At 69.0% G+C, this 26,960-nt stretch carries 18 protein-coding genes; 6 read left to right on the top strand and 12 right to left on the bottom strand.

Annotated features, from left to right (window positions below; translation table 11 throughout):
* Positions 1 to 737 precede the first annotated feature (737 nt).
* The 3 genes from WMF39_RS19460 (at position 738) to WMF39_RS19450 (ending at position 2,927) form a co-directional block, all read left to right on the top strand.
* Complete coding sequence (locus WMF39_RS19460) at positions 738 to 1,373, top strand: hypothetical protein (protein WP_437746983.1); 636 nt, start codon at positions 738 to 740, stop codon at positions 1,371 to 1,373.
* A gap of 111 nt (positions 1,374 to 1,484) precedes the next feature.
* Positions 1,485 to 2,126: a hypothetical protein gene (locus tag WMF39_RS19455; RefSeq protein ID WP_437746982.1), complete on the top strand. Its 642-nt coding sequence runs from the start codon at positions 1,485 to 1,487 to the stop codon at positions 2,124 to 2,126.
* Positions 2,127 to 2,396: 270 nt separating this feature from the next.
* Complete coding sequence (locus WMF39_RS19450; RefSeq protein WP_437746981.1) at positions 2,397 to 2,927, top strand: hypothetical protein; 531 nt, start codon at positions 2,397 to 2,399, stop codon at positions 2,925 to 2,927.
* 63 nt (positions 2,928 to 2,990) lie between these two features.
* Here WMF39_RS19450 and WMF39_RS19445 read toward each other — a convergent pair whose 3' ends face one another.
* The 6 genes from WMF39_RS19445 to WMF39_RS19420 form a co-directional block, all read right to left on the bottom strand.
* Positions 2,991 to 3,653 carry a hypothetical protein gene (locus WMF39_RS19445; protein ID WP_437746980.1) on the bottom strand — a complete coding sequence of 221 codons (663 nt, stop codon included), beginning with the start codon at positions 3,651 to 3,653 and terminating at the stop codon, positions 2,991 to 2,993.
* Between the two features lie 224 nt (positions 3,654 to 3,877).
* Positions 3,878 to 4,324 carry a hypothetical protein gene (locus WMF39_RS19440; RefSeq protein WP_437746979.1) on the bottom strand — a complete coding sequence of 149 codons (447 nt, stop codon included), beginning with the start codon at positions 4,322 to 4,324 and terminating at the stop codon, positions 3,878 to 3,880.
* Positions 4,325 to 4,330: 6 nt separating this feature from the next.
* Complete coding sequence (gene ltrA, locus WMF39_RS19435) at positions 4,331 to 5,920, bottom strand: group II intron reverse transcriptase/maturase (RefSeq protein ID WP_437740579.1); 1,590 nt, start codon at positions 5,918 to 5,920, stop codon at positions 4,331 to 4,333.
* A gap of 485 nt (positions 5,921 to 6,405) precedes the next feature.
* Positions 6,406 to 6,921, bottom strand: coding sequence for an AAA family ATPase (locus WMF39_RS19430; protein ID WP_437746978.1), 516 nt, complete (start codon positions 6,919 to 6,921; stop codon positions 6,406 to 6,408).
* Positions 6,918 to 8,273, bottom strand: coding sequence for a DDE-type integrase/transposase/recombinase (locus WMF39_RS19425; protein ID WP_437740783.1), 1,356 nt, complete (start codon positions 8,271 to 8,273; stop codon positions 6,918 to 6,920). Before WMF39_RS19425 ends, WMF39_RS19430 begins: the two co-directional genes overlap by 4 nt.
* 119 nt (positions 8,274 to 8,392) lie before the next feature.
* Positions 8,393 to 9,016: a hypothetical protein gene (locus tag WMF39_RS19420; RefSeq protein ID WP_437740782.1), complete on the bottom strand. Its 624-nt coding sequence runs from the start codon at positions 9,014 to 9,016 to the stop codon at positions 8,393 to 8,395.
* A 1,021-nt stretch (positions 9,017 to 10,037) separates the two neighbouring features.
* Between WMF39_RS19420 and WMF39_RS19415 the strand changes: the two genes are divergently transcribed.
* A complete protein-coding gene (locus WMF39_RS19415) occupies positions 10,038 to 10,799 on the top strand; it encodes a hypothetical protein (protein WP_437746977.1) in 762 nt (253 codons plus the stop codon).
* Between the two features lie 239 nt (positions 10,800 to 11,038).
* Here the strand turns inward: WMF39_RS19415 and WMF39_RS19410 are convergent, their stop codons facing one another.
* From WMF39_RS19410 to WMF39_RS19390, 5 genes are all read right to left on the bottom strand, one after another.
* On the bottom strand, positions 11,039 to 17,116 hold the full coding sequence (locus tag WMF39_RS19410; RefSeq protein ID WP_437746976.1) for an AAA family ATPase: 6,078 nt from the start codon (positions 17,114 to 17,116) through the stop codon (positions 11,039 to 11,041).
* A 295-nt stretch (positions 17,117 to 17,411) separates the two neighbouring features.
* Positions 17,412 to 19,289, bottom strand: coding sequence for a serine/threonine protein kinase (locus WMF39_RS19405; RefSeq protein ID WP_437746975.1), 1,878 nt, complete (start codon positions 19,287 to 19,289; stop codon positions 17,412 to 17,414).
* A 164-nt stretch (positions 19,290 to 19,453) separates the two neighbouring features.
* Positions 19,454 to 19,771, bottom strand: coding sequence for a Rieske (2Fe-2S) protein (locus WMF39_RS19400; protein ID WP_437746974.1), 318 nt, complete (start codon positions 19,769 to 19,771; stop codon positions 19,454 to 19,456).
* Positions 19,772 to 19,782: 11 nt separating this feature from the next.
* On the bottom strand, positions 19,783 to 22,227 hold the full coding sequence (nirB, locus tag WMF39_RS19395) for a nitrite reductase large subunit NirB (RefSeq protein WP_437746973.1): 2,445 nt from the start codon (positions 22,225 to 22,227) through the stop codon (positions 19,783 to 19,785).
* A gap of 3 nt (positions 22,228 to 22,230) precedes the next feature.
* The gene (locus tag WMF39_RS19390) at positions 22,231 to 22,575 is read right to left on the bottom strand and encodes a hypothetical protein (RefSeq protein WP_012236117.1); all 345 of its coding nucleotides are present in this window, start codon (positions 22,573 to 22,575) and stop codon (positions 22,231 to 22,233) included.
* Between the two features lie 159 nt (positions 22,576 to 22,734).
* Here WMF39_RS19390 and WMF39_RS19385 point away from each other — a divergent pair, with 159 nt between their 5' ends.
* A complete protein-coding gene (locus WMF39_RS19385; protein ID WP_437746972.1) occupies positions 22,735 to 24,303 on the top strand; it encodes a GMC family oxidoreductase in 1,569 nt (522 codons plus the stop codon).
* A 76-nt stretch (positions 24,304 to 24,379) separates the two neighbouring features.
* A complete protein-coding gene (locus tag WMF39_RS19380) occupies positions 24,380 to 25,075 on the top strand; it encodes a hypothetical protein (RefSeq protein WP_437746971.1) in 696 nt (231 codons plus the stop codon).
* A 78-nt stretch (positions 25,076 to 25,153) separates the two neighbouring features.
* Here the strand turns inward: WMF39_RS19380 and WMF39_RS19375 are convergent, their stop codons facing one another.
* Positions 25,154 to 26,587, bottom strand: coding sequence for an FG-GAP repeat domain-containing protein (locus WMF39_RS19375; protein WP_437746970.1), 1,434 nt, complete (start codon positions 26,585 to 26,587; stop codon positions 25,154 to 25,156).
* Between the last annotated feature and the right edge of the window lie 373 nt (positions 26,588 to 26,960).

The following is a 26,960-nucleotide window of genomic DNA, read 5'->3' as shown; positions in this document are numbered from 1 at the left end:
GCGCCAGGGAATGGGGGCGCTGCCAGCGAGCGTTCGCGGCGTGGACCGCGCGAACCGATTGGCCCCTCCGTCGATCCCCTGGAAGCGAAGCGAGATTGTCCGCGACCGGCCACGCGAGTCATCGCCTGCTTCCGACGTCCTGGACATCTCGCGCGCGCCTCGGCGAGCTTGACGCGCTCGCTCGCGACGCCCGATCGTGGCCATACGCACGGATTCATCGAAGAACGACAGCGCTTCCTTTATCCGCCTGCCTGCTTCTTGAGACAAACGCAAGACACCATCAGATGCCCCTGGGAGAAAGAGCCTATGACCGCAGCAACCCGTCGTCCAAGAACGACCCGCCCCGGCCTCGCCCAGCTCATCTCCGCGACGGTACTATCTCAAGCCGGATGCATGATCCTCGATAGAAAACCAACACCGACGTGCATAGATCCATCCCCCGAGTGCCAAGCGCTGTGTGCACAAGAGACCGTCCGGCCTCAGCCAATCTACTGCGAGAACACGCTGCCGCTACAAGACCGATTCCTCCTCATACTAGCCACGAAGCATGCTATGAATGGCGCGAGTCATTGCTACCCGTTAGCGGCCCCTCGCTAATCATCACCCCGCAGGATGTCGGGATAACGCCGACCAAGATGGATCCCTGCCACTACTAGCTCACAGCGCCCGGAGACTCATCCACACCTCACCAGCTGCGACTCCGACGACAATCGCCATCAATCCGCAAGGCTCGTCAGATGAAAATGTCACCGAAACCGACAACATGGATTGGATTGGGGTTCATCGCCGTCGCCGCCTTGGCAGCGTACAACCTGGGAAGAACCTCAACGACGAGCGATAACCGGCCTCAAACGCGCCAGAACGTCAGAAAGAACAAACCCGATCTTCGGTCAACTCTGAGCGCCACCCAGCAAAGGTTGGCCATCTGCGAAGAGACCCGCCAGCGTCGCGACCAGGATCCTCACGAGGGAGCGAGGAAGCCCTACAGCAGCGAAGGCATCCCCACACCTTCACCTGAGAGAGGGCTCTCGAAGCGATGCATCATCGCGATGCAAGCGAAGGATCTGAATATAACGGGCGCGCAGTGCAGGAACTTCAGAAGACACTTCGATGCATACAAGGCAATCCTGGGGAACAGCACCGTCAGCTGCGAAACCGTCTTGAGCATTCGAGATCTTGCTCGGAGACAGCGCCAAATTTGCGCTCTCATTACAAGAATCAATGAGGAGCCCGGAACCCAGGACGCGACGAGCGACCCTCTCGCCATCGGCGCGATAGAAGACGCCTACACAATCAGCAGCAAATACGGCGACGTCGACATGAACAAGCTGGTAAATAACCCAGCGTGCATAGCCCGCATGCAGGCCGAATAACTCAAATTCACTCCTCCGCTCAGGTCGCCGGAGCCATCGCCCCGCCGGCCGAACAGGCCAAGGCCGCCATTCGCGAGTGCCGTTAAAATTTCAACCCGCGACGTTCGACGCATGGAAACATCATCGAAACCGACAAGATGGCTTGGGTTTGGGGTCGTCGCGATCGCCGCGTCGGCGGCAGCATACAATCTGGGACGCGCCTCGGCGGGGAGCGACGACCAACATCAATCGCACCAGGACGCCGCCAGGAATAACGACTCCGATGTTCGGTCAGCTCTGAGCGTCACCCGGAGGAGGTTGATCAGCTGCGAAGAGACCCTCCAGCGTCGCGACCACCAACACCAGAAGAGAGAGGGAAAGCCCCACGCTCGCGAAGGCAGCCCCACGCCTCCACCTGAGCCAGCGCTTTCAAAGCAATGCGACATCGCATCGCGAGCGGCGGAGCTCAACAGGATGGCCGAGAGCTGCAGGGACTTCAGGTGGCAATTCAACGCGTACGAGGAAATACTGGGCAATCTCACAATCGACTGCGAATCCGTATTGAACATTCGAGAATTGGCGAGAGAGCAATTCTCGATCTGCTCCGCCGTCATAAGACACTTTGAGAGCGCGTCGCAGCCAGACGTCACGAGCGACATTCGCGGAATCAACGCAATGGAAGGCGCCTATATGACCAAAGACGAGTACGGCGACGTCGACATCGACGAACTCGTAAAAAACCCCGAGTGCATCGCCCGCATGCAGGCCGAATGACTCGAACCCATCTCGAGCCGCCGTTCATCTCGTGGGAGCCATCGACCCGCTGTCCGAACGGGCGAGGGCCGCCATTCTTGCGCGCGCTGTCAGGTCTTGCAGTATTCACCCTCGCCGCTCCGGCATCAGCGCAAGAGCCACGGCCCCCCAGAGAAATTCTATTGGGACGGCCTCCGTCTCAACGGTATCGTTCAGACAAAGCTCCCCCATCTCGCAAGGCTCGGAGTCACGTACGGCGGCGGAACTGCTCCGGGGGCTGTCCATACGGTCATGGTGAGCTTCGGGCAGACCGCGAGTCCCACCCAGGTGCTCAATATCGGGTACTTCATCGGCGTCGGCGTGGGCAAGGAGAACATGTCGACGATCGAGGACAAGAAATTGGGGATCCACGGCACGTTCGAGGCCGGACGGTTCCGGGCGAGCGCGGCCACGACCCTTCAGTTCTACCAATTGGTCGGCGCCGTTCTTCCCGTGTTCACCACGACCTTGAGGCCCCAGGGGACCCTTATCCGGACCACACACGTCGATTTGTTCCTCGGCGCAGACGTCAACTCCTTTAATCTCAACACCCAGATCGGGCTCACGCTCGGGCTGCGATTCAGGGACATAAGAATCTTCGATCGAAGCATCGACGGGCTCTTGTCGATCACGGAGATGAATGCCTGGATCAGCGTTCCAGGACATGGAACCCTCTGGGCGGCCTACGTCGAATCGCGCCTCGGGATTGTCGTCGATCTGGAGCCCGACAAGGGAGACAAGGGAGAAGAGCGCGACCGGATCCGTGAGTATGGGCAGCTCTGATCGGTCGCGCCCGGGACGCCGCTCGCCTCGTCGCTCGCGCTCAGGCGGGTTGCGGTGCGGTGCTCAGGGCGCCTCGCCCTCTCCCTCTCCCTCCCCCGTCGCGTCGTCCGCGATCGCCTCCGGCTCCTCCTCCAGCGCCTCCTCGACGGCTTGCGCGGAGGCGGCCCGCGAGAGCAGGCGCGGCGTGACCGACTCGAAATCGTCGCCGTGGAAGTAATACCCCACCTTCCGGAGCGCCGGGTGCCGCCGCAGGAGCAGCGTCCACAGCCGATCTCTCGTGTCCTCGGCCGCGCTCTTGTCCTTCTTCTTGACCTCTACCCGGGCTCCCGCCGGGGTCAGGTTCTCGAGCAGCCACTCGCTCGTCCGCCGGAGGTTCTCGATCTCCTCCCTCGTGAACGGGTGGAGCCCCTTGAGCGCGCCCGCGTGCTGCGTGAACAGCGCCGCGAGCTCCATGCCGTCCCGCGCCATATCGTATTTCCCCGAGCCGGCCCGGATCTGCGCGACACGCTCCTTGTCGAGGAGGCCGCGCCGGGCGAAGAGCTCCGCCTGGGTCAGGAGATCCTCGCGCGGCCCGCCGATCTCCTTCAGCGCCTTCTCGATCTCCTTCGGGCCCGCCGCCCGGGGCAGCGCCTCGCGCGCGGCGAACAGGAGCGCCCGCGCGAGGTCCGGCAGCTCCAGGAGCTCGCCGACCGCGATCCTGGGCAGGTGCTCGCGCACGGCCTTCACCTGCTCCTTCGTGCCTGTTGACGCTCAGGCTGGCTGATGGTCCGCCGAGCAAGCTGCTTGATGGCCATCGCGGGCGTGCACGGTTGCGGTCAAGGAGAGCGATGGCCATCGCTCGGACGCGCGCCGCAGGGCAGCTCGCAATGGCCATCATGGTTGGTGGCCGTCGGCGCCGGCGAGGTGTCCCTTTACCAGCGCCGAGGTGGCGCCCGTCGTGTGGGTCAGCGTCAGCTGCCGTCCGTCCCCAGGTCGCCGACGATGCGCGCCATCACGTCACGCTCGACGAGTTTCTTCTTCCGTCGCGCCGCCTCGCGCAGCGCGGCGGTGGCCATGCGGTCGATCTCGCGCAGGCTCGAGCCAGCCGCCTCGTGGAGCAGCGTCAGAGCGTCCGCGGTGAAGACGTCGCGATCGGCGCCGGCACGGCTCATCCGGAGCCGCACGTACTCTCCGGTATCGTCGGGGACCATCGCACCAATGGACAGACGCCGCTCGATGCGGGAATATAGCGAGCGGTTTTTGCGCAGCTCAAGCCGGTCTTGGAGGTCAGAGAGCCCTACCAGGATCAGCGACAACAGGGCGCGGCTGTCCCATTCGTAGGTGGGTGGGCGGCCGGCGCCGTGTCTGGCTTGCGCCAGATCGGTTTCCGGCCGCCCCCCTCCGAACCCGGCGTGCACCTTTCGTTATGCACCGGGCTCTCCATCGACGCTTGTAGCGAAGTACGGCGCGTGCATCCAACCCAGCTTGTATTGCTCAACGGTGAGCCGGGAGGTCTCGAAGAGGACAACCTCTCCGTCCCTCCAGCGCACGCATCGGCCGCCTGGCTTTCGCCAGCCGTAGCGGCTGGCGAGGCGCTTCAGGGAGAGCCGATGCTTCTTCTTGAGCCAGCGGGCGACCGTCCACCAGACATAGTGGTCGAGGAAGTTGAACACCTTCTTCGCACCCCAAGCATGCCGGTAGAAGTTCGCCCAGCCTCGCAGCATGGGGTTGAGCTTCCGGAGTTGCTTGCTCAACGACTGGTTCTTCGTGGAGTTCGAGAACAGCCGCTTCACGCGCTCCCGAAAGAGCTTGCTGCGTTCCTTCGGAACGAGGCTGGCGCTCACCATCCGGCGGTGGCCGGGATGTCGCCGTACCAGGATATGGTGGCCCAGGAAGCGCATGGGTCTCGTGATCGGGGTCACGAGCGTTTTCGCTTCCGACAGCTCCAATCCTAACTCGTTCTTCAGGAAGGCGGCCAGCGCAGACTTCTCCTCGTTTGCATATCGCTCGGCGTCCGCTTGTTGCTGCGGGCCGGGCGGTGCGCCGACGAGAAGGATGAAGTCATCCGCATACCGAATAGGGACGAACACCGGGAGACCGCGCCGCCTGTCGGTGGTACGTCTCTCGTTGGCCCGCCGTGTAATCGTCTCCGGATCGGTGCGAAGCGTCGGCGTGCGGCGTGGCCACACGTGTCGCTCGTACCGTTCCTCGATCACGCTGAGCGCGATGTTCGCGAGGAGGGGAGACAGGATCCCACCTTGCGGGGTGCCTGCCTCCGTCCGGGAGAATTGCTCCTCGGACAGGACGCCCGCCTTCAGGAAGGCGCTCACCAACCGATTCACCTTGAGATCGCCGATGCGCCGGCGCACCCGGTTCATCAGCGCGTGATGGTTGATGTTGTCGAAGCACCCCTTTATATCTCCCTCAATGGCCCATTGGTATGGAAGCCGATTCACAGCCTTGCCCTGTTCGCGGATAGGCCGGGGACGCAGAAGCATCCGGAGATGCTCCAGCGCTCCATGGACGCCGCGCCCAGGACGGAAGCCGTATGAGACGGGGAAGAAGTCCGCCTCAAAGATCGGCTCGAGGATGCTCTTCAACGCTGCCTGCACGACACGATCCTGGACGGTGGGGATGCCCAGCGGACGGTACTTACCAGGCTGACCTGTCTTCGGGATGAGCACCCGACGCACTGGACTCGGCCGGTAGGTTCGGCACCTCAACTCCTCCCGCAGTTTCTGCGCGAAGCTCTCCGCGCCGATGTCCCGGATGAGGCTCCCCATCGTGATTCCGTCTACGCCCGCCGTGCGGCTCCCACGGTTGCGAGCCACGCGGTGAAGGGCGCATCGCAATGTGCGAGGATCGACAATGAACCCCCACAACTTGCGAAACACGTAATCCGGATCTTCTCTACTTCGCCGGTGTAGCTCACGTTGTACGCTCCGGAGCCAGTCCAGATCGGACTGAGATGCCGCATACACGGCTTTCCCCGGCGCAGCGTGAGCCGTCCCCATCGACTGCCCCCCTTCGCCTTGTACGCGGCTTTCCCGCGCTCCGACTACTACGGGGGCTCCGCCCCTCGTCCGAGACATGGCCGGACCTGTCGGCTTGCCAACGCTTGCGGCGCTGGCGCCCGGATCGAGGTTCCCGTGTTCACTGATACAACCCGTGGTGCGGTAGGTGGTCGGCTTTGCCCCTGGCAGCGCGGACCGGTCTCCCGTTCGAGGCTGGGAGCCGGCGTGCCCAGGCTGGGCACACCCAGTCGTTTTCAACTGACAACCAGGCTCTGGCTGCAAACCCGCGCGAGGCGGGGCATCCTTCCGTACAGAGGGTTCCAACACCGACTTCGATTTGCCTGAACGATCGTTCATGCGGCTCTCACCGTGGCACCTTCGGTCACCGGCCTCGGTCGCCAATGGCTCCCTGCGCCGGCTCTTCACGCCGCTCGGCTGTTGCAGGCCTCCGGTCCAGTCCCCGGAGACGTTCGCGGCGCCCTTCTTCACCCAGCTCGACCCAGGTGAGGGGGACCCCTTGTGGTCCCCGGTCGTATCAGCGCCTCACGGCGCACGTTGAGCAAGATGTGGAGATGATCGAGCGTGTCTTGGTGGAGCAGGTGCGCTTCGTCCAGCAGGAAAACCGGGTGGATGCGCTCGCGGCCGAGGGTCTCGATATGCGCGCTGACAGCGTAGAATACGGCCGCCGCGGTCGCAGCGGGGTTGAGGCCGAGGGCATGGCAGAGCTGGCGATAGAAGTCGCGGCGGCCCAGCGTGGCGTTGTGGCAGTAGGTCAGCCGGAAGCCGGCCTGCGGCAATCGATGACGCACGGCCCGTAGCACACACGTCTTGCCGGCACCGGGCTCGCCGACCAGCAGCACTTGGGCGTGCTCGTGCACGGCCTCGCACACCTCCTCGACGAGCTGCTCCTTCGAGGGCGGCAGCCACAGCTCGCCGTCCTGGATCTCCTTGGAGAAGGGTGCGGCGGAGAGGGTGAAGAAGCGGACGTAGGACTCGCTCACGTCTCTCCTCCGCGCTCGCTCGTGTCAGCGCCAGTGCCTATCGAGCGGCCGAGCGTCCGCGCGGGGTTGAAGTCCACGGGGCGAGTCGGCTTGTTCACCGCAGGCCCGCCGCACGGCAGCCGCTTTCGGCGCGCGTTGCGCTGCGGGTCGACCGGATGCAGCACCAAGCGCTTGCCCTCGTGCTCGACCCACGGCGGCTCGTCGGGCGCGACGAAGCATCGGGCGACGGAGACGATCTGGCCGGCGAGGTAGCCTTGATCGAGCTGCCAGGCGACGCCGTCGACAGAGACGATGTTGTCGCCCGAGACGCGGCGCCGGGTGCGCTCGGTGAGCGCGACGCGCAGCGCCCTTTCGTCGACGCCGCCCTCGGCGGCGGGGCGGGCCGCGTAGACCTTCGCCGGGGTCTGGCCGAGCAGGCCCCCGTGCGGCGCCGGGTGGTAACGCCTGTCGAGGAAGGCGCGGAGCGTCGTGTTGATGTCCACGAGCGACGCCAGGGCGCCGAGATAGGTAAGGCACCCTTCGCGCAGCGTGCGCCAGAAACGCTCCATCTTGCCACGCGCCTCTGGGTCGTACGGCTTTGCGTGCAGGAGCGTGATGCCGAGCCGCGCGCACGCGGTTTTGAGGATGTCGCCGCGGTAGGTGGAGCCGTTGTCGAGATAGAGCGCGTCGGGCTTGCCGTGGCGGCGCAGGGCGTCGACGGTCATGGCGAGCATGTCGACCTCCTTCTCGGTCGTGTGCGCCTCGAGGGCCACGACGTAACGAGAGGCGTCGTCGAGCAGCCCGTGGATGCGGAGCGGCATGGCTTTGCCGCCGACGGTGCAGCCGGTCACGTGGCAGACATCGCCGTGCCAGAGCGCGCCGGGGCGCTCGGCTTGCCAGCGCAGCCGCGTCTTCGGCTCTCCCTCGGCGCGCGCGGCGCGGCGGCGAAGGCCGTGCGCCGCGTACAGTCGCCGTACGGTGGGCTCGGAGATCTGGGTGGCTTCGAGTCGCCCCTCGTCCACAAGCGTCTTGAGGATGAGCGGCACCGAGGCGTCGGGATGCTCGCGCCGAATGTCGAGCAGCAGCGTACGCAGCTCCTCCGACAGGTCCTGCGCGAAGCCGCGATCGCTGCGTGGCTGTGGGCGCAGGCCGTCGAGGCCAGCGGAGCGATACGCGTACAGCCAGCGCTCGAGCGTGGGCACCGAGTAGGTGCGGGTGCTGTGCGCGCCCGGCGGTCGAAACCGCTGCTCGCTCAGCGCACGCAGCGCTGCGGCGAGCTGGCCGTGAGTGAGTACGCGGTGCATGAGAGGGCCGATGACCGTGGCGCGATAGATCGCGACGGTCTCGGCGTGGTCGGCGGGGCCGAGGGCCATTCGGACAGGTCCTTTCTGCGCCTTGCTGGCGCGCGGTCCTTGTCCGGGATCGGCGGCGTTTTTGGCAGGGATCCTCTCAGGTGGGCTGTACGATCGGGGCTCCTCGGGGGCAAAGGCCCTCACGCCGCATGCGCGGCGCCGAAGAAGGCGCGCTGCTCGATCGGCAGCGCCCGGGTCGTCGGGTCCGCGGTTGCCGCGAGCGATGTCGCGACGGCGGCTGCCCTCTTTCGGAGCGAGGCGGACGGGCCTGGGTCGGGGGCGTCCGAAAACAGACGTCGCTGCGCGACGTCGCGCGCCCACCGACGCAGCGTGGCCCAGCCGGCGACGGCGCTGTCGCCGAGGATCTTCGCTGGGCCCACGCGCCGACGGACCTCGGCCGCCGTCGCGAGCGCCAGGCCCCAGAGCGCGAGGGCGAAGCCGATCGCGGCGGCGCTGTATACGCGAAGGCCGAGCACTCCGCGAGGAACGACGAGCAGCACAGCGCGGCAACTGAGGCAGCGGTAGCGGCGAGCTGTCACCGAGAGCACCTCGGGGCGTTGGTCCGGGCTGGTGGGGCCCCAGACCTGCCGCTCGCGCCTGCCGTGGCCTTGGAGCCGGATGGCGCCGCCCAGCGGACAGCTCGCAGCGCCGCAGACGGGGCAACGCGCAGGCCGCGCTTCGACGACCGTGGGCGGCTGCTGCTGCCAGCGCTTGATGTCGATGGCGCTCTGGATAACACTGCGACCGCTTCGATTCCTGGGCACAAGAACCGGAGCACGACGAGGAGGCTGTCCGCCAAGATCAGGTCTCCTCGTCGCCTATTTTGTGGCCGGCACCGCGCCGCTGCTCCGCTCCTGCGGTCGGCCTAACCCGTCGTGAGGCGGGCGTGGGAGCGACGAGGGGTGGTAATTTTTGACCGATGGACGGAAGTCGGGCGCCCGCGAGGGAAGGGCTTGTTTGAACCGACGCAACCGTGCTCAGAGGGAACGGAGATGAGAATCTTGAGAGGCCGGAGGTAATGCGTCGTGTGTCGCGGCGCTCCGGAGTCGTCGTCCCGGGCTGCGTACGCGGAGCGAGCATCCTCCTTGATGGCCAGCCTCGTTGGGCAGAACCCCTCACCATCAAGCAGCACGCTCGATGCGGTGCGCTGCCGCATCGATGAGAGGGCGCGGTAATAGTGCCGAGCACCGCCGCGACGCCGCGCTTCACGTTGACCAGCGCGAGGCGCGGATCGGCGCGGCACGCCTGCACCTCGTCGGAGGGGAGCCCCGCCCCGATCGGCTAGTAGTGCCTGTACAGGGCCTGGTAGCTCCGGGCCCCCTCCTCTCCCCTGGCGTTCGCCGGGGACTTCTCCGGTTGAATCTTGGGTTTCGCCATGGTCTCCGACGCTACCAGGCTCGACCAGGAGCCAGGAAGCCCTCCCGCGCCGGACCTCGAGGCCCCCAATCAGGCACCCCTGCCTGCGCGGGAAGGCGCGCGACCGCTGGAGGAGGCAGGTTTGTATCCCAGACCACACCACACCCCTCGTCTCGCGGCCTATCGTGGGTGCCAGCTCACATCAAAGTCCAGCAGGGCAGTCTGATCTGCCTGATTTTTTGCTTCCGACCGCGCTCCCGGAGCCACGTCTGCCTACTCTCTTACTCCTGGATGCGGCCCGGCAGGCCCTGGTGCATGGCCGTCCCTGTCGTGTGGCTCTCGGCTCACCGTCGTGCGCGCGGCGACCTACCCGCTCACCCCCGGCGTCGCTAGGCTGGCCGCTCCAGACCACCCCGAGCTGCGCTGCCGATGAACCCCACCCTCGATCTCGCTAACCTCGATGTATTCTACGCTTACAGGACCGCTATCCGGCTCCTCAGCCTGGACAGAGTAACGCCCTTCTGGCCCGATCTCGGGCTCCGGCTCGACGGCGTCGAGGAGGTGAAGACGGCCGCACGTCGCTGCTTCCGGGCGGAGATCGAGCTCGAGGCGCTGGAGGACGATGAGCGGGACTTTGACGGCATGATGGCGGTGCACATCGCGGCGTTCCTCACCGACGTGGAGCGGACCCAGGGCACGGCGGCCGCGGCGCAGCTTCGCGCGTGGATCGAGGAGCGCGTGTACTTCCTCGGACTGGAGCCGGAGTGGCAGATGATGTGGCACGTGCTCGTCGCGTGGCTACCGCGCCGCAAGGAGGACCGCGTCGCGAGCTTCGGACTGCCGCTCGGCAAGGTCGCCAAGCTCTTCGAGATCGCCCGAGCGTGGGCGGAGACCGCGGACGCGCTGGATCGGCGCATCGCCGAGGCGGACGCGCTCCCGCTCGAAGGATGGGACGCCGAGGCCTACGCGGCGTACCGCCGCGACGACCCCGACCTGAGCGCCCTCGCCGGGCTGTCGCAGCGCCTGGCCGCGCCCGCGTTCGAGCGCACCTGGGGTGCGATTCGGCGGCTGCTCGGCCCGGCGGAGATGGACGCGCTCGAGCGCTGGGGTCAGGCGGAGGTCCTGGCCCACATGGAAAGGATCTCGCACCACTCGGCGCGAATCCCGCCAGAGAGCCGCAGCTTGTCATGAGCACGACGCTCACCGTACCTCGGGAACCGCAACGACCCTCGGCGTCAGCGTCTTGGCGGTTCGCGCAGGACTGGACACACTCGCAGACGCTCGACGGCAGCGAATCACAGGACGCACTCGGACCAGGCGCGCTTCCCATTGACGGTGGGTGTGCCGGGCTTCGCCTCGGATCCGCGCTCGGCGCCCCCTCGGCAGGTGGTGCGGGCGCGGAGGTCACGGAGCGCGGCTGCGGTGTCTAGCTAGGCCGGCGCGACGCCGCGCTCGTCCGCCTCCGGTGCGCTCAGCGGGAGCTCCACCACGAACGTCGCCCCGGCGCCCGGCTTGCTCTGCACCCGGATGGATCCGCCGTGCGACGCCACGATCGAGCGTGCGATGTAGAGCCCGAGCCCGATGCCGCCGAAGTTGCGCACCGACACCGCGCGCTCGAAGCGCTCGAAGATCCTGCCCTGATCGGCCTCCGCGATCCCGATCCCCTCATCCCGGATCACGAGCAGCGCGCGATCCGCCTGCCGCCGCACGCCGATGAAAATAGGCCCGCCTGCGCCGTACTTCATCGCGTTCGACAGCAGGTTGATGACGACCTGCTCCAGGCGATCCGGATCCCAGTCCCCGACCGCGGGCGCTCCCAGATCCAGCTGCGTCGGGCAGCGGGCGTCCGCGAGCTGGGGGCGCATCCGCTCGACGACCTCACCCACCAGCGCCGCCAGATCGACCGGCGCCCGCGTGAGCGTCAGCCGCCCGGCGTTCATCCTCGTGACGTCGAGCAGCTCGTCGACAAGGCGCCCGAGCCGCGACGTCTGGCGGCCGAGGATACGGAACATCGCCTCGATCCGCGCCGGGGGAACGCCCGCGAGCGAGCCTCGGCGCAGCAGGCGCTCGGCCGCCTGCACCTGCATCTGCATCGAGGTCAGCGGGGTCTTGAGCTCGTGAGACGCGACGACGAGGAACTCGTCCCGCCGCTCGATCGCCTCCTGGGCCTCGGTGTACAGGCGGGTATTGTCGAGCACGAGCGCCGCGCGGCGCCCCAGCTCCTCGGCCAGCCGCAGGTCGGCGGGGCCGTAGCGGCGCTCGGGCGCGGTCGCCAGCAGGGTCATGACGCCGAAGTACCGGTCGCGCGCGAGCAGCGGAACCCGCAGCAACGCGTGGACGCCGAGCCGCTCCCAGGGGGGCCTGACCCGCGGGTCGAGCGAACGCACCTGCTGCACCAGCGGCGCGGCGCGGCCATCGACCCCCTCGGATCCGGCCGGCGGCGCTTCTGCCAGAGCGCGCAGCGCGTCCTTCAGCGCTTCCAGCTGCTCGCCGGGCACCCCTGCGACAACCGTCGGGCCCGGTGTCCTGTCCGCCGAGAGCACCTCGACGACACACTGATCCGAGAGCTCGGGCACCGGGAGCTGCGCCACGCTCTCGAAGGTCGCGCTGTAGCCGAGGGCCATCAGCTTGCAGCTCGCCTCGGCCAGGAAGTGCTCGGCCTGCTCCGCCCGCTTGCGCTCGGTGATGTCGGTGGAGATGCCGCAGAGCACGCCGGGCATGACCCCCTCGCCGAGAGGGAATTTGATCGACAGGAACGTGTGCAGCCCGTCCTCCAGCGGCACCGTCTCCTCCCACTCCATCGGCGCACCCGCCTCGAGCACCTTCCGCTCGTGCTCGCGGACCACCTCGGCGAAGGGAGCAGGGAAGAGGTCGGCGTCGGTCCTCCCGAGGAGCTGCTCGCTCGGCATGCCCAGGAGGGCGCCCACCTGCCGGTTGGCGAGCAGGAATCGGCCCTCTCTATCCTTGACGTAGACGCTCGCCGCCGAGTTGTCGACGATGGCCTGGAGCATCTGCTGATTGGCCTTGAGCGCCTGCTCCGCCCGACGCCGCTCGGCGTTCTCCTGCTCCACCTCGGCATAGAGCGTCGCGTTCTCCAGCGAGAACGCCGACTGCGAGGCGAGCAGCTCGACGACGCTGAGCCGCCCGGGGGTGAACGCCCCGGTGGCGAGGTTGTTTTCCAGGTAGAGCAGGCCGATGAGCCGGCCCTGGCGCACGATCGGGAGGCACAGCACCGATCTCGGGCGCTTGCGCCGGAAATACTCATCCTCCACGAAGGGGTGCCGGCCGGCGGCGTCGTCGAGCAGCACGCGCTCGTGGCTCCGGCGAACATAGTTGAGGACCGACTGCGGCAACGCCGCCGAAGGCGCCTCGCCCGCATCCAGCAGCCGTACCGCGCCCCCTGGCGTCTCGATCGCCGCGAGCCACAGCTGCTCCTCCCGGACCAGGAGGACACAGCCCTCCTCGGCGCCCGCGTGCTCGACCACGATGCGAAGCAGCATCTCGAGCAGCCGCGAGAGCTTGAGCTCGCCAGAGATGCTCTGCGCGGCCTTCACCACCGACAGGACGTCGAACTGCTCGGCCCGTACGGCGAAGGTGACCGTGGGGGCGATCGGCTTGCGCTCGACGAGGTGAGGGTAGCGCTGATCGAGCTGCTCCACCTTGGCGCGGGCGCCCCAGCGGAAATAGCCGGCGCGGGCGCTTCGCAGGTAGCTGTCGGCGGGTATCGAGAGGCCGCGCGCGCGGTAGAACTCCGCGGCGAGCTCGCAGGCGATGGCCTCATGCTGGACGAAGCCGCCCTCGCGCGCCGCCGCGATGGCCTGCTCGTAGAGCCGGCTGGCCTCCGGCTCGCGCCCCAGGAGCCGGGCGATCTCGGCGCGGACCAGGGCGTGCTTGTGGAGGAAGTTGTCGGGGCCGCTCCTGGCCCACGCGCCGAGCTGCCGCTCGCACTCGAGGAGCTCCTCGGGGAGCTCCCACAGGGCGGATGGCTGCGCCTCGTCCGCGCCGTGCGGCGCGTCGAAGAGGGCCGCGAGCGCGAGCGCGCGATAATAGAAGCTCTCGGCGATGAGCGCGTGCGGACCGACCCTGGGGGGGTGCTCGGCGATCGCGCGGGTCGCCGCCGCGAGCGCCTCTCGGGGAGCGCCGAGCACGAAGAGCGCCTGCGCCTTCAAGCTGTAATAGAAGTCGCGCGCGGCCTCCAGAGCTCCCCCCTCCTCCAGCCGCGCCTCGAAGGCCGGCGTATCCAGCTCGGACCCGTCCGGCATCGAGAAGCGGACCGGCCTCCCGCGCAGCGCCTGGATCATGGCGTGGCCGCCGAGCAGGGCGTTTTGCGCGAACGTGTAACCGACCTTGCGCACGAAGCCGAGGCGCTCCGTGACCTCGTGAAGCACGTCCTCCAGCGCCTCGCCGGAGAGCAGCGGGAACAGCGCGGCCCAGATGCAGTTGAGGCACGCGTTGTTCAGATTGCCGGACTCGACCGCGGCGCCGAAGCCTTCTCGCGTGTACGGATACGTCTCTCTGTAGTGGCGTGTCCAGAAGACGACATAGTGTCCGAAGAGGATGACCACCACCGATTTCGTGGTGAGGAGGCCGCTCTTCTGCGCCAGGTCGTGGCCGAGCCTGCCGAACAGGTGAGCCTCCTGATATCGCCCGAACCTCGAGCTGATCACCATCGCGAAGGCGGCGTACGCGACGGCGGAGTGCTCGGCGTTGCCGTGGCGCAGGCTGAGCTCGACCATGCGCATGACGACGAGGTTGTACAGGTTCGGGTCCACGAAGAACGCAGGGAGGGACACGCTCTGCAGCACGCCCATCGTGATCTTGATCCCCGGGTGCGTCATGGGCGGCAGGTGGATCAGGTCCTCGATGGCCCGATTGCCCAGGGCCCTCCAGACGCTCTCGGTCTCCTCCTCGACCTGTGCGTCGGTGGGGTGGAGCGGCAGATCGACGTCGCACGCGCGGAGGCACAGGAGCGCGATCTCCACCGCGCGGGCGTATTGCCCGCGGGTGACGCTCAGCGCGACGGCGAGCTCGACGACAGTGGCCGTCTCCTGCCGGGTCCTCGCGCGATCCATGAGCTCTTCCACGCGCCCCTCGGCTTCCTTGAAGCCGCCGGTGATGTACGCGATGTGCGCGCGCTCGAAGGTCAGGCCGTAGGTCAGCTCGTGGCGCGTCTCCCACGAGGCCGGCGCGAGCAGCGAGAGGCCAGCCGCGAAGAGCGTGGCGGCGGACTGGAACGCCGCGGCCGCCTTGGCCTTCCTGCCGGCGCGGAGGTTCAGCGCGGCGACGTCGTCCCGCTCCGCCTGGGAACGGATGAGCGCGGCGCCGCGGTTGAGGTGGCCGACGACGTCGAAGAGCGACTCGTCGCGCTCCTCGGCGCGTTGTGCCTTCAGGAGCAGCCGCCCGATCCGGAGGTGCTTCTCGGCGAGCTGTCCCGCCGGGATGAGCGAGTAAGCGGCTTGCCGCACCCGGTCATGGAGGAACCGATAGGCGCCGCCTCGGCGGAGCAGCAGCCCCTCCCGCACGGCCTCCTCGAGCGCATTGCGGAGCTCCTCCGCCGGACGGCCCGCGACCACCGCGAGCGGGTCGAGGTCCAGGCTGCTGCCGAGACACGCGGCGAGCGTGAGCGCGTCGCGCGTCGGGACCGAGAGCCGCTTCAGCTTGCCCGCCATCAGCTCGACGACGTTGTCGGTGAACCCCTTGTCCCGGATCGCGGCGATGTCCCACCGCCACCTGCCCTCCTCCGCGTCGAAGGTGATGAGCCCCTCCTGGTGCAGCGCGATGAGGAACTGGAGCACGAAGAACGGGTTGCCGCCGGTCTTCTCGTGGACCAGCCGCGAGAGCGGCTCGGCCTGCTCCGCGGGCGCGTGCGGCGCGTGGACCGTCTCGGCGACGAGCGCCCCGACATGGGCGGCCGAGAGCGGCTCGAGGACGAGCTCGGAGACAGCGGCGCCGCGCTTCCGCGCCTCGGCCAGCGTGAGCCGCAGCGGGTGCGCGGGGCCGACCTCGTTGTCGCGGTAGGCGCCGATCAAGAGGAGGTGCTCGGACCCGGCGTAGGTGGCGAGCTGCTCGAGCAACTGGAGGCTTCCCGCGTCGGCCCACTGCAGATCGTCGAGGAAGAGCGCGACGGGGTGGTCCTTCTGGGCGCATGCCGAGACGAAGCGCTGGAGCGTCGCGTGCAGCCGGCTCTGGGCCTCGGCGGGCGGCAGCTCGGGCACGGGCGGCTGCGGGCCGAGGAGCAGCGTGAGCTCGGGGAGCACGTCGGCGAGCAACCTGCCGCTCTCGCCGAGGGCCTCGCGGAAACGCTGTCTCCAGCCCTCGACCTGCTCCTCGCTCGCGCAGAGGATCTCCTGAAAGAGCGCCCGGAACGCCTGATGGAAGGCGCTGTAGGGGACGTCCCGCGCGGCTTGCTCGAACTTGCCGGACAGGAAGAAGCCGCGCTCCCTCACCACCGGCCTGTGCAGCTCGGCGACGAGCGACGATTTGCCGATGCCCGAGTAGCCCGACACGAGCACGAGCTCTGGCCGGCCGCTCGCGACCACGCGCTCGAACACGGCGAGCAGCGCCGTAACCTCGCGCTCGCGCCCGTACAGCCGCTGCGGGACCTGGAACCGGTCGGAGAGATCGCGCTCCCCGAGCGCGAAGGGGGGAATGGATCCGCTCGCCCGCCATCTGGCGAAGCACTCGTCCAGGTCGTGCCGCAGGCCCGCCGCGCTCTGATAACGCTCCTCGGCGGCCTTGGAGAGCAGCTTGAGCACCACCGCGGAGAGCTGCCGGGGAATCGAGGGGACGAGCGCGTGCGGCGGGGCCGGCTTCTGCGCGATGTGGCAATAGACCCACGCGACGGGATCGCCGGCCTGGAACGGCAGCGTGCCCGTCAGCATCTCGTAGAAGACGACGCCCAGGGAGTAGAGATCGGTCCGCTGGTCGATCCAGCGGTTCATCCGGCCTGTCTGTTCCGGGGCCATGTAGGCCAGGGTCCCCTCGATGAGCTCGATGTGCTCGAGGTGCTGGAGCTCGCGGGGTATCCGGGACGCAATCCCCAGGTCGGTGATCTTCACCTCGCCGGTGGCGGGGTTGAGGAGCACGTTCTGCGGCTTGATGTCCTTGTGGACGACGTCGTGCCGATGCAGCCCGGCGAGCGCCTCGACCAGGCGGATGGCGACGGGGAAGAAGCGCTCGAGCGGCGTCGGCCCAGCCTGGAGCCGATCGAGCGACACGCCGCCGAAATCCTCCAGGACCAGCGCCGGCTGTTCGCCGAGCATCGCGAGCCCACAGGGCTTGACGATGGCCGTTGTGTCGAGCGCCCGAGCGATCTCGTATTCGTGGCGAAGCCGCTCGGCGGCGCGAGGGCTCGCGTGATCGCGCCGGAGGACCTTGAGCACCACGGGATGGCCGTCGTCCTCGCGTACACCCCGGTAGAGAAGGGTGTCTGAGCCCTCGTAGAGGGTCTCGATGATGGCGTAACGGGACGAAGACCCGTGATCGGACGAGACGGGATTGGTGCCCACGTGAGCCCTGATGCGGGTGATGCGCGACACATGCTGCCATGGTCGGCGCGCGTCGCCAGCGCTTTGAGCGGGCGACCCGCCGGCCCTCATCCGTCCTCCGCGAACCCCGGCGCGCGCCACGCCCCACACCGGCCCCACACCGGCGCCGCCCTGTCGATGACATCGTGGCAGGACCTCTGCCCCGCACGCTGGATCGGGAATGCCGTCACCGTCTGCCGCTCGAAACCATTGGACTCTCCCGGTCGCAGCAGGACGTCAGTGCTCGCCTCGCGCGTCGTTCCGCTCGTTCCGCTCGTCAGCGGCGCACAAGCGCCTCGCTCCCCGCCAGCGTGCCGCCCAGGGTCCCCCATCGCCCCGCGAGCTGCCGGCCCGCGATCGCATAGCTGACCACGCCGACCTGCTGGCTCGGCGACCAGCCCACGACGAGCTGGTCGCCCGAGCGGATGCCCACCCCCTTGAGCGCGCCGGTGCTCAGCGCCCACGTGACGGCGTACGTCTCGCCCGTGGGCACGATGACGACCGTACCCTTGCGAGCGCCGTCGACGATCCGGTAGCTGCCGACCAGCCCTTCAGGGCCCTCCAGCTCCTCCGCCATCACCTGGCCGGGCCGGTCCGTGGCGATCCACTGCCCGCGGAGGCGACCGCCGTCGATGCGGTAGGCGGCCGCGCCGTAGGGGCCGCCGCTCGCCCACCCCACGGCGAGCGTCTGCCCCTGCACGAACGCGATCCCCTCGTAGCCCGCGCCCTTCGTGATGATCCAGGAGATGCGGTACGCGTCGCCGCTCCGGGTGAGGAGGACGTTGCCCGAGTAGCTGCCCTGCCCGCCCGGGTTGCGCGACGATACGATGTCGTACGTGCCGGCCAGATCGACGTCGCTGCTCGCCGCGGCGCTCGAGGGCCTGGCCGGCGGCGTCGGCGCCCCGCCCGCGGGCGCATCGCCGCTGCCGTACAGAGGCGCCGGCGGCGCGCTGTCGGCGGCGCGGTCCGCCGCGCGGAGCCGCTGGAAGGCCATGAAGCCGAAGGCCATGAGCGCGGCGACGGCGACCAGCCCGCCGCCTGCGATCGCGAGCAGCAGGCCCCAGGGGGCCCTGCGCGGGGGCAACGCCGGCACCGGGACGAGCGTGCCGCCGGCCATGCCGCCGACGTCGGTGCGGTAGACCCCCGGCAGGGTCGGCGCGGTGGTCGGCCCGGAAGGGCCGGAATACACCGGCGGTGTGGGCATGGATGGCACGGCCGGCAGCGGCGCGGACCTGTGGGCAGCCGCGGCGAGCACGGGATCGAGCGCCGCCATGGCCTGCGCCGCGTCGGCGAAGCGAGCGCGGACGTCGCGGGCGAGGCACCGGGCGAACCAGGCGTCGAAGCCGGGGGGGATCAGGTGCGCGCAGCCGAGCTGCGCGGCGCGGGCGGACGGCGGATCCAGCGGGCCGAAGAGCACCTCGCGCATGAGCGACATGACCGAGGCGCTTTGCCCCCGGCTCGGCTCGACCCAGTAGACGCGCGCGGTGAGCAGGTAGAACGCGAGCAGCCCGAGCGCCCAGACGTCCGACGCCGGGACGACCTGCGCGGCGAGCTCGGTCTGCTCGGGCGCCATCCAGAGCGGCGTCCCGACCGACGCGGTGATCGACGTCGTCGCCCGCGCCTCGGCCACGATCTTCGCGACGCCGAAGTCGAGCACCTTCACCTTGAAGCGGACGTTCTGCTGCCGCGGCCGCGCGATGAAGATGTTCTCGGGCTTGAGATCGCGGTGGACGACCCCCGCGCGGTGCGCCGCGCCGAGCGCGTGGCACAGCTGCCCCATCAGCTCGCGCACCTCGTCGGGCGGCAGCGCGCCGCGCTGCGCCATCACGGCCGAAAGGTCGGCCCCGTCGAGCAGCTCCATGGCCAGCCAGGGCGTCTGCGTCGCGGGATCGACCCCCGCGGCGACGACCTCGACGACGTGATCGCTCTCGATCCGCGCCCCTACCCTCGCCTCCTGCTCGAAGCGCTCGCGGAAGCGCGGGTCCTGCGCGAGCTGCGCGTGCATCAGCTTCACCGCGCGCGGCTTGCCCGTCGAGAGCTGCTCGGCGACGAACACGGCGCCCATGCCCCCCTGGCTCAGGGGGCGGACGACGCGGAAATCGCCCCCGAGGACGGCGCCGGGGGCGAGCGGTGCGGCTGTCGTGGGATCGACCATGGCGAACGGGAACCCTCCAGGCGACGTCGGGGGATGCGGGACGCGCGACGCGCTCCTGTAGCGTACCCAAAGACGCGCGATCCAGGGGCTCCGCGGAGCGCCCGCGCGGCAGCACGCGCCATCGCCGGCGTCGGGCCTCCCCCCGGGCGCGGGGCGGCCGGCGCTCAGCCCCCGCCGCCCTCGATCCGCACCAGGATCTGGTTCGTCGCGCTCAGGCGGACGGGATAGGTCTTGAGCCCCTCCCCGCCGCTCAGGGCCTCTCCCGTCTCCAGGTTGAACTTCTGGGCGTGCAGCGGGCAGATGAGCGTGCAGCCGCCGAGCAGCCCGTCGACCAGCGGGCCGCCCCGGTGCGGGCAGCTCGCCTGCGTGGCGAACACGCGGCCATCCCGCGCGACGAACACCGCGATGCGCTCCGATCCGACCTCGAACGCGCGCCCCTCGCCCGGCGGGATCGCCGAGAGGGGGCCCAGGGTGATCTCCATGTCGCGCCCCCTCATTGCACGATCGGCAGGACCGATCGGAACTGGTTCGCCGTCTTCGGTGAATTCGCCTCTCGCCACGGATCGCGGTACGCCTCGACCGTCTTCCGCATCTCCTCGTCGAGGCGCGCCGCGATGCCCTCGCTGTCGTCCACGACCACGGCGCGGATCTTCTGGATGCCGACGCGCTCCACGAAGCCGTACGTCCTCTCCAGGTACCTGGCGTTCTCGCGGTAATACTGGATGAAGCGGCCCATGAGCCGGAGCACGTCCTCGTGCGCGTCGACCACACAGAGCACGTCGCCCTTGCGCACGTGGGCGCCGGCCGCGCCGCCGACGTAGATCTCCCATCTGCCGCCCTCCACCGCGACGGCGCCGACGTCCTTCACCATCGCCTCCGAGCAGTTGCGCGGACAGCCCGCGGTCGCGAGCTTCAGCTTGGCCGGCGTGTCCATGCCCTGGAAGCGGTCCTCGATCTTCAAGGCGAGCGCGATGCTGTCACCAAGCCCATACCGGCAGAAGTCGCTCCCCACACAGCTCTTGCACGTGCGGTACGACTTCCCGTAGGCGAACCCAGAGGGCATGTCGAGATCGCGCCACACGGCCGGCAGGTCCTCCTTCTTCACGCCGAGCAGGTCGATGCGCTGGCCGCCGGTGAGCTTCACGAGCGGCACGTGGTACTTGTCGACGACGTCCGCGATCCGCCGGAGCTGCGCGGCCGACGTGACGCCCCCCGCGATCTGCGGGATCACGCTGAAGGTGCCGTCCTTCTGGATATTCGCGTGAACGCGGTCGTTGATGAAGCGGGCGTCGCGCTCGTCGTCGTAGTCGTGGTGCCATAACGTGCGGAGCAGCGACGCGAGCCCCGGCTTGCTCCCCGGGTCCTCGCTCCCGCCCGCGAGCTCGCGGAACACGGCGGACACCGACCGGAGCCCGCGCTCGCGGATCGCCTGGACCAGCTCGGGCTTGCTCAGCGGGACGCCAGGCACGTAGTAGCTGGCCGCGGGGTCCTGCTCCGCCGCGCCCCCGCACGCCCACGCCACGACCTCCGAGACGAGCTGCTTGCAGGCCCCGCAGCCCATGCCCGCGCGCGTCGCGTCCATGATGGTCCGGAGGGTCCGCTTGCCGGAGCGCACACACGCGACGAGGCCCTCCTTGGTGACGCCGTTGCAGTTGCAAACCTGCATCCCCTGCGGCATCTCCTCGATCGTCGCCTGCGCCGAGGGCGCCCCGATGTCGAACAGCAGCGACAGCCGCTCTTCCGGGAGCGGCGTGCTCTTGTCGAACGCCTGCATCAGGTACGCGGCCTTGCTGACGTCGCCAAGGAGGATGCCGCCGAGCAGCCTGCCGTCGCGGATGATGAGCTTCTTGTACGTGCCCTTCTTCGGCTCGAGGAACTGCACGATCTCGTCGCGGTCGTCGGCGGGCTCGGTGATGCCCATCGAGGCGAGCTGGATGCCCATGACCTTGAGCTTCGTGGAGACCTTCGAGCCGGCGTAGGAGGCCTTCTCGTTGCGCTTCGTGATGTGATCGGCCAGCACCTTGCCCTGCTCCCAGAGCGGCGCCACGAGCCCGTAGACCTGCCCCCGGTGCTGGCAGCACTCGCCGACGGCGTAGATCCTCGGGTCGTCGGGCGAGCGCATGTGGTTGTCCACCACGATCCCGCGCTCGACGGTCAGGCCGGCGCGCAGGGCGATCTCCACGTTCGGCCGGATGCCCGCGGAGATCACCACGAGATCGCAGGCGAGCGCCTCGTCGTCGGCGAAGCGGAGCCCCGTCACGCGATCCTCTCCGAGCACCTCCTTCGTGTTCTTGTTGAGGTGCACCGTCACGCCGAGCTGCTCGAGCGTGGTCCTCAGGATGCCGCCCGCCGTGGCGTCGAGCTGCTGCCCCATCAGGTGACCGCTGATGTGGACCACGTGGACGTCGAGACCGAAGTTCTGCAGCCCGCGCGCCGCCTCGAGCCCGAGGAGCCCGCCGCCGATGACCGCGGCGCTCCGCTTGCCCTTCGCGTACTGGGCGATCTTGTGGCAGTCATCCAGGCTGCGGAACACGAACACACCGGGCTTCTCCTTGCCGCCCTCGAGCCGCAACCCCTGGATCGGCGGGATGTACGCCGAGCTGCCCGTCGCGAGGATCAGGTTGTCATACGGCGCCACGACCCCGTGATCGCCCGTCACCTGGCGCGAGTGCCGGTGGATGGCCCGCGCGCGCACGCCCGCGTGGAGCTGGATGCCGTTCTCCCGGTACCAGGCCAGGGGGTTCAGGAAGATCTCGCTCGGGTCCTGGGAGCCGTTCAGCACCTCCGAGAGCAGGATGCGGTTGTAATTGCCATACGGCTCGTCGCCGAAGATGGTGATCTCGAACTGGTCGGCCCCGCCCCGCGCGAGGATCTCCTCGACCGTGCGGACGCCGGCCATCCCGTTGCCGATCAACACGAGCTTTCGCTTCTTCTGCATGGCTCAGATCTCCGCCAGGCCGATGTCGATCGTCGCGAGCCCGCGCGCGCCTTCGGGCGCGCCCACGCACAGCTCGATCACGCTCTCCGGGTGGATGTCCTCGACGATCACGAGGGGCACGTGGATCGCCGCCTTGGCGCCGATCGGGAAATAGCGCATCGGGTGGCCGTCGCGCTTGAGGAGCAGGTAGATGAGCTCGGACGTGGAGTTGCCCGCGCGCAGGTAGATGAGCTGAGCGCGCTTGTCCCGCGGGACGGTGTACCCGACCGCCGGACGAAGGGGCACCGGCTGCTCCAGGCCCTGCCCCTCGAACGAGTAGACACCCTGTATGAACCTCGGTGTTTCCAATGTGGCCTCCCGGGCGGATCATCGGACCCTCGGACGGGCGCGCGCGCCGTACGCCGCCCGGCGCGCGCCGCTCTGGCGCCGCATGAAGGTCATACAGCGAGGACAGTTTCGAGGGTTCGTTGCCCGGCGGCGCGATCCCGTGTAGGTCGAGTTTCCAAGGTGTTTCGAACGTCAACGTCCTCTTCCCCCCGCCCCGCCGGCGCCGCGGAGCTCGTCGTCGTCGGGGCCGGCTCGGCGGGCGCCGTGATCGCGGCGCGCGTCACGGAGCGCGCGGATCGCGAGGTCCTGCTGCTCGAGGCGGGCCCGGATTACCCGGACCCGGAAGGCCTGCCCGCCGATCTGCGGGACGGCACCCGCAACTCGTGGCTCGCGCACGACTGGGGCTATCGCCACCGGCCGACGCCCGGGCAGATCATGTTCCTCTTCCCGCGCGGGAAGGTGGTCGGCGGTTCGTCGGCCGTGAACACGTGCATCGCGGTCCGCGGCCAGCCTTACGATTACGACGAGTGGGCGGCGCTCGGCCTGCCCGAGTGGGGCTTCGACGCCTGCCTGCCCTATTTCAAGCGCCTCGAGGACGATCTCGACTTCGGTGAGCCCTGGCACGGCAAGGGCGGCCCGGTGCCGATCCGACGCGCCCGGCGCGAGGAGCTCGTGCCGTGGCAGGCGGCGTTCGTCGACGGGTGCAGGGCGCTCGGCCACCCCGAGTGCGCGGACACCAACGATCCGCGCGCGCCCGGCGGCGTCGGGCCGCACGCGATGAACAAGATCGACGGACAGCGCATGAGCGCGGCGCGCTGCTACCTGACCGCCGAGGTGCGCCGGCGCGAGAACCTGCGGCTCCGGCCGCGCACGACGGTGCGGCGGGTGCTCGTGCGGAACCGCCGGGTCGAGGGGGTCGAGATCGAGACGGACGGGCGCGTCGAGGTCGTCGCGACGCGGAAGGTGGTGCTGAGCGCCGGCGCGATCGCGACGCCCGGGATCCTCCTGCGCAGCGGAATCGGGCCGCGGGCCGAGCTCGCGCGCCTCGGGGTCGCGCTCGTGTCCGACGTGCCCGCCGTGGGGGCGCGGCTGCTCGATCATCCGGGGGCCGTCATCGGCCTGTGGCCGCGCCGCCGCGGCCTGATCGACGTCCTGCGCCAGCCGCTCGTCCAGACGATGCTCCGCTACACGTCGCGCGGGAGCCAGTACCCGAACGACGTGATGCTCCAGCCGGGCTCGTTCTTCCCGCTGCACCCGCGCCTCACGGTGCCGGCGTTCGCGATCGCGTGCTGCATCGGCAAGCCGCGCGGCGTCGGCCGCATCGAGCACGTGAGCGCCGACCCGCACGCGCGGCCCCGCATCGTCTCGAACATGCTCGTCGACCGGGACGACCTGTCGCGCGCGGTCGACGCGCTCACGCTCGCGTACGAGATCGCCCGCACCGCGCCGATGCGCGAGCTCGGCTGGTTCGTCTGGCCCACGGAGCGCACGCTGATGCGGCGGGAGGCGCTGGAGCGGTGGATCACCCGGAGCTGCGGCTCGGGCTACCACCCGTGCGGGACGGCCCCGATGGGGCCCGAGGGGGACCTCTCGGCGGCGGTCGACGGGCGCGGGCGGGTCCGCGGCGTCGAGGGCCTCGTCGTCGCGGACGCGAGCATCATGCCGACCATCCCGAGCGTGAACACGAACCTGACAGCGCTGATGATCGGCGAGCGGTTCGGCGAGTGGCTCCGCGACGGCGCGGTGTAGCCGCCACCGGGGGCGAGAGACCCGCTGACAGCGTTCGGCGCGCGCTCGAGGGTCGACCGGCGCTAAGGTCGCTCTCATGACGTCCACCGTGACCCGCAACACGGGCTCCACCATCAAGTACGCCGTCATCACGGCGGTGCTCGCCGGCCTCTCGTTCCTCTGTTTCCGCGCGATGATCGGCCGCTCCGGTCTGCTGTGGCTGCTCTGTCTCGCCGGCGGCCTCGGGTTCGCGGTGTTTTCGCTCGGGTCGCTCCTGGCCGCCAAGGACCTGGCCGGCACCGCGACGTGCCCGCGCTGCCAGGCGACGCTCGAGGAGATCGAGCTCAACCATACCGACGACCCGGCGTTCTGCGACAAGTGCCAGGCCGCGTACCTCGTCGACAAGCGCGTCCTCACCGTGCTCGCCGACGACTACGTCCACCCGACGCCGGGCTTTCCGGTGCCGGTGACGAGCGAGACGATCAGCTGGCCGGCAGGCTGCTGCGTGTGCGCGAGGCCGGCGACCCGCGGCGTCGAGGCGAAGGCGCACGACGGCGAGACCGGGACCAACGCGGCCGTCGCCGCGGCCGGGCTCGCGCTCGGGAGCATCGCGGTGCGCACCGGCGGCGGCACGACCTACACGCTGCGCATCCCGCACTGCGCCGAGCACGACGACGGCGCGAAGCTCGAGATCGAGAGCAACAACAAGCCGCCGCTGAAGATCCGCTTTCGCTCGTACGCCTACCAGCGCCGCTTCCTCGAGCTGAACCCGAAGCCGGCGAAGGCCGCGTAGATCCGGGCCCCCCGCTCCCGGCGGGACGAGCTCAGGACGGGCTGGACGAGGGGCAGGAGGCGCCGCCCGCGGGAGCGCTCAAGGCGCCGTCGCGCAGCCGCGACCGCGGAAGACGACCAGACCGTCGAGCTGGACGCCCACGACGTCAGGGCACCCGTTGCAGTCAAAATCGGTGATGCCGACGCCGAAACCGTCGATGTTTTCGAAGGTGCCTGGGAATGGAGCCGCCTCGGCTTCGAACGTGCCCTCCTGGGTCTGGAGGAACGACCACATCTCGGCGGTGTTTCGGCTGACCGCGACGAGATCGCTCCGCCCATCGAGGTTCAGATCGGTGATCTGCAGGCCCCCTGAGACGAAATATTGGTGGTCATCGATGGTGAGCAGCGGCTGCGGCGCAGTCAGGTGGCCGAGCCCGTCTTGCAGCAGGATCCAGACCCGCATCGGCCCGTCGGAGTACTCGTGTGTGACGGCGGCGACGTCCTGGCGTCCGTCGTTGTTCACGTCGCCCACCGCGACCGAGACGAACGAGACGCCTGAGCTCGGCGGCGTCGTCTCGAAGAAGACCTGCTGTCCGGTCGTGTCGAACCCGCTCTCGATGTCGTGCGGAAAGACGGCGATGCCCGCGCCCACGCCGGTCATCGCGATCACCGCGTCGGCGTGGCCGTCCCCGGTCACATCGCCGGTGACGATGCCGGACATGAACACGCCGGCCGGCAGCTCGTGGGCCAGCTCGAAGCCGCCGCCGCCGTCGCCCCGGTAGACGAGGATCTTGCTGTGATAGCCGAGCCCGACGATGTCGAGGACGCCATCCCCGTCATGGTCCACGGCGTTCGGGGAGAACGTGGTTGGCGCGGTGATCATCCTCGGGGGCTCGAAGGCGCCGCCGCCCTGGTTGCGGAGGAAGGCGAGCCCTTCCTGCTGCGCGACGACGACGTCGAGCGCGCCGTCGCGGTCCGCGTCGAGCAGCAACGTGTCCTCGACCGCGTTGGCCGGCGTGGAAGGGGTGTAGATGACTTCGCCGTTCAGGTCCCGTACCCGCGGATGCGTCTGCAAGTACAGCGCTTTGCGATCCGTGCTCACGAAGTCGAAGCGCCTGTCCCCGTCGATGTCGCCCAGCGACAGCTGACCCATGTACACGCCCGAGGACTCCGCGGGATAGAGGAGACCGGGCTTCAGGTAGTAGCCGCTGCCGTCGCTCGGCTCCGCGCCGGGGAACGGGCCCGCGCAGCGATCACCCGCGCCGCCGCCGTTCGGCTTCGGCACATCCGCGCCGCCGCCGTTCGGCACATCCGCGCCGCCGTTCGACACATCCGCGCCGCCGCCGTTCGGCACATCGACGACACGCTCGGCCGTCCCCGACCGGGCAACGGGCCTGTCCGGCGAGCCGACGTCAGCCGCCTCCTCGTCCCGCGGCGGATCGACCGGATCGTGCTGGGGAGATGGCTCTGGAAAAACAACCGAGCTCTCGCACCCCGAGCTGAATCCGATGAGCAAACAACAAGCTACCAGCATGCGTCCGCTGCTGTGTCGCGCACACCTCATAGGTTACCTCCGCAAGACAAGTGAAACCCACGAACCTGAACGTCTCCAGGACACGCCCGTCCCCCACACCATCGGCGGCTCGGCGACTACGATGCAATGAACGGGCTGCGCATTCATCGGAGCAGGAAAATCGCAGCGCGTCATCCGGGCCGCGGCGGCACGTTCTTGCCCGGCGCATCGCGTCGCCGAGCCGGCCACGACGGTTCTCCCTGCCGGCAACGCGCCGCGGTGTAATTTTTCACCACAGCGCGCTGTCAGCTTCGTCGATCCCCGCCTCGAAGACCGGGAAGGCGCTCAGCAGATCATCCCCTGGCCGCGCATCTCGGCGAGATCATCGTCGCTC

It is taken from the genome of Sorangium sp. So ce1504 (assembly GCF_051521635.1).
GTDB lineage: Bacteria > Myxococcota_A > Polyangia > Polyangiales > Polyangiaceae > Sorangium > Sorangium cellulosum_B.
This window is presented reverse-complemented; position numbering and strand designations above follow the sequence as displayed.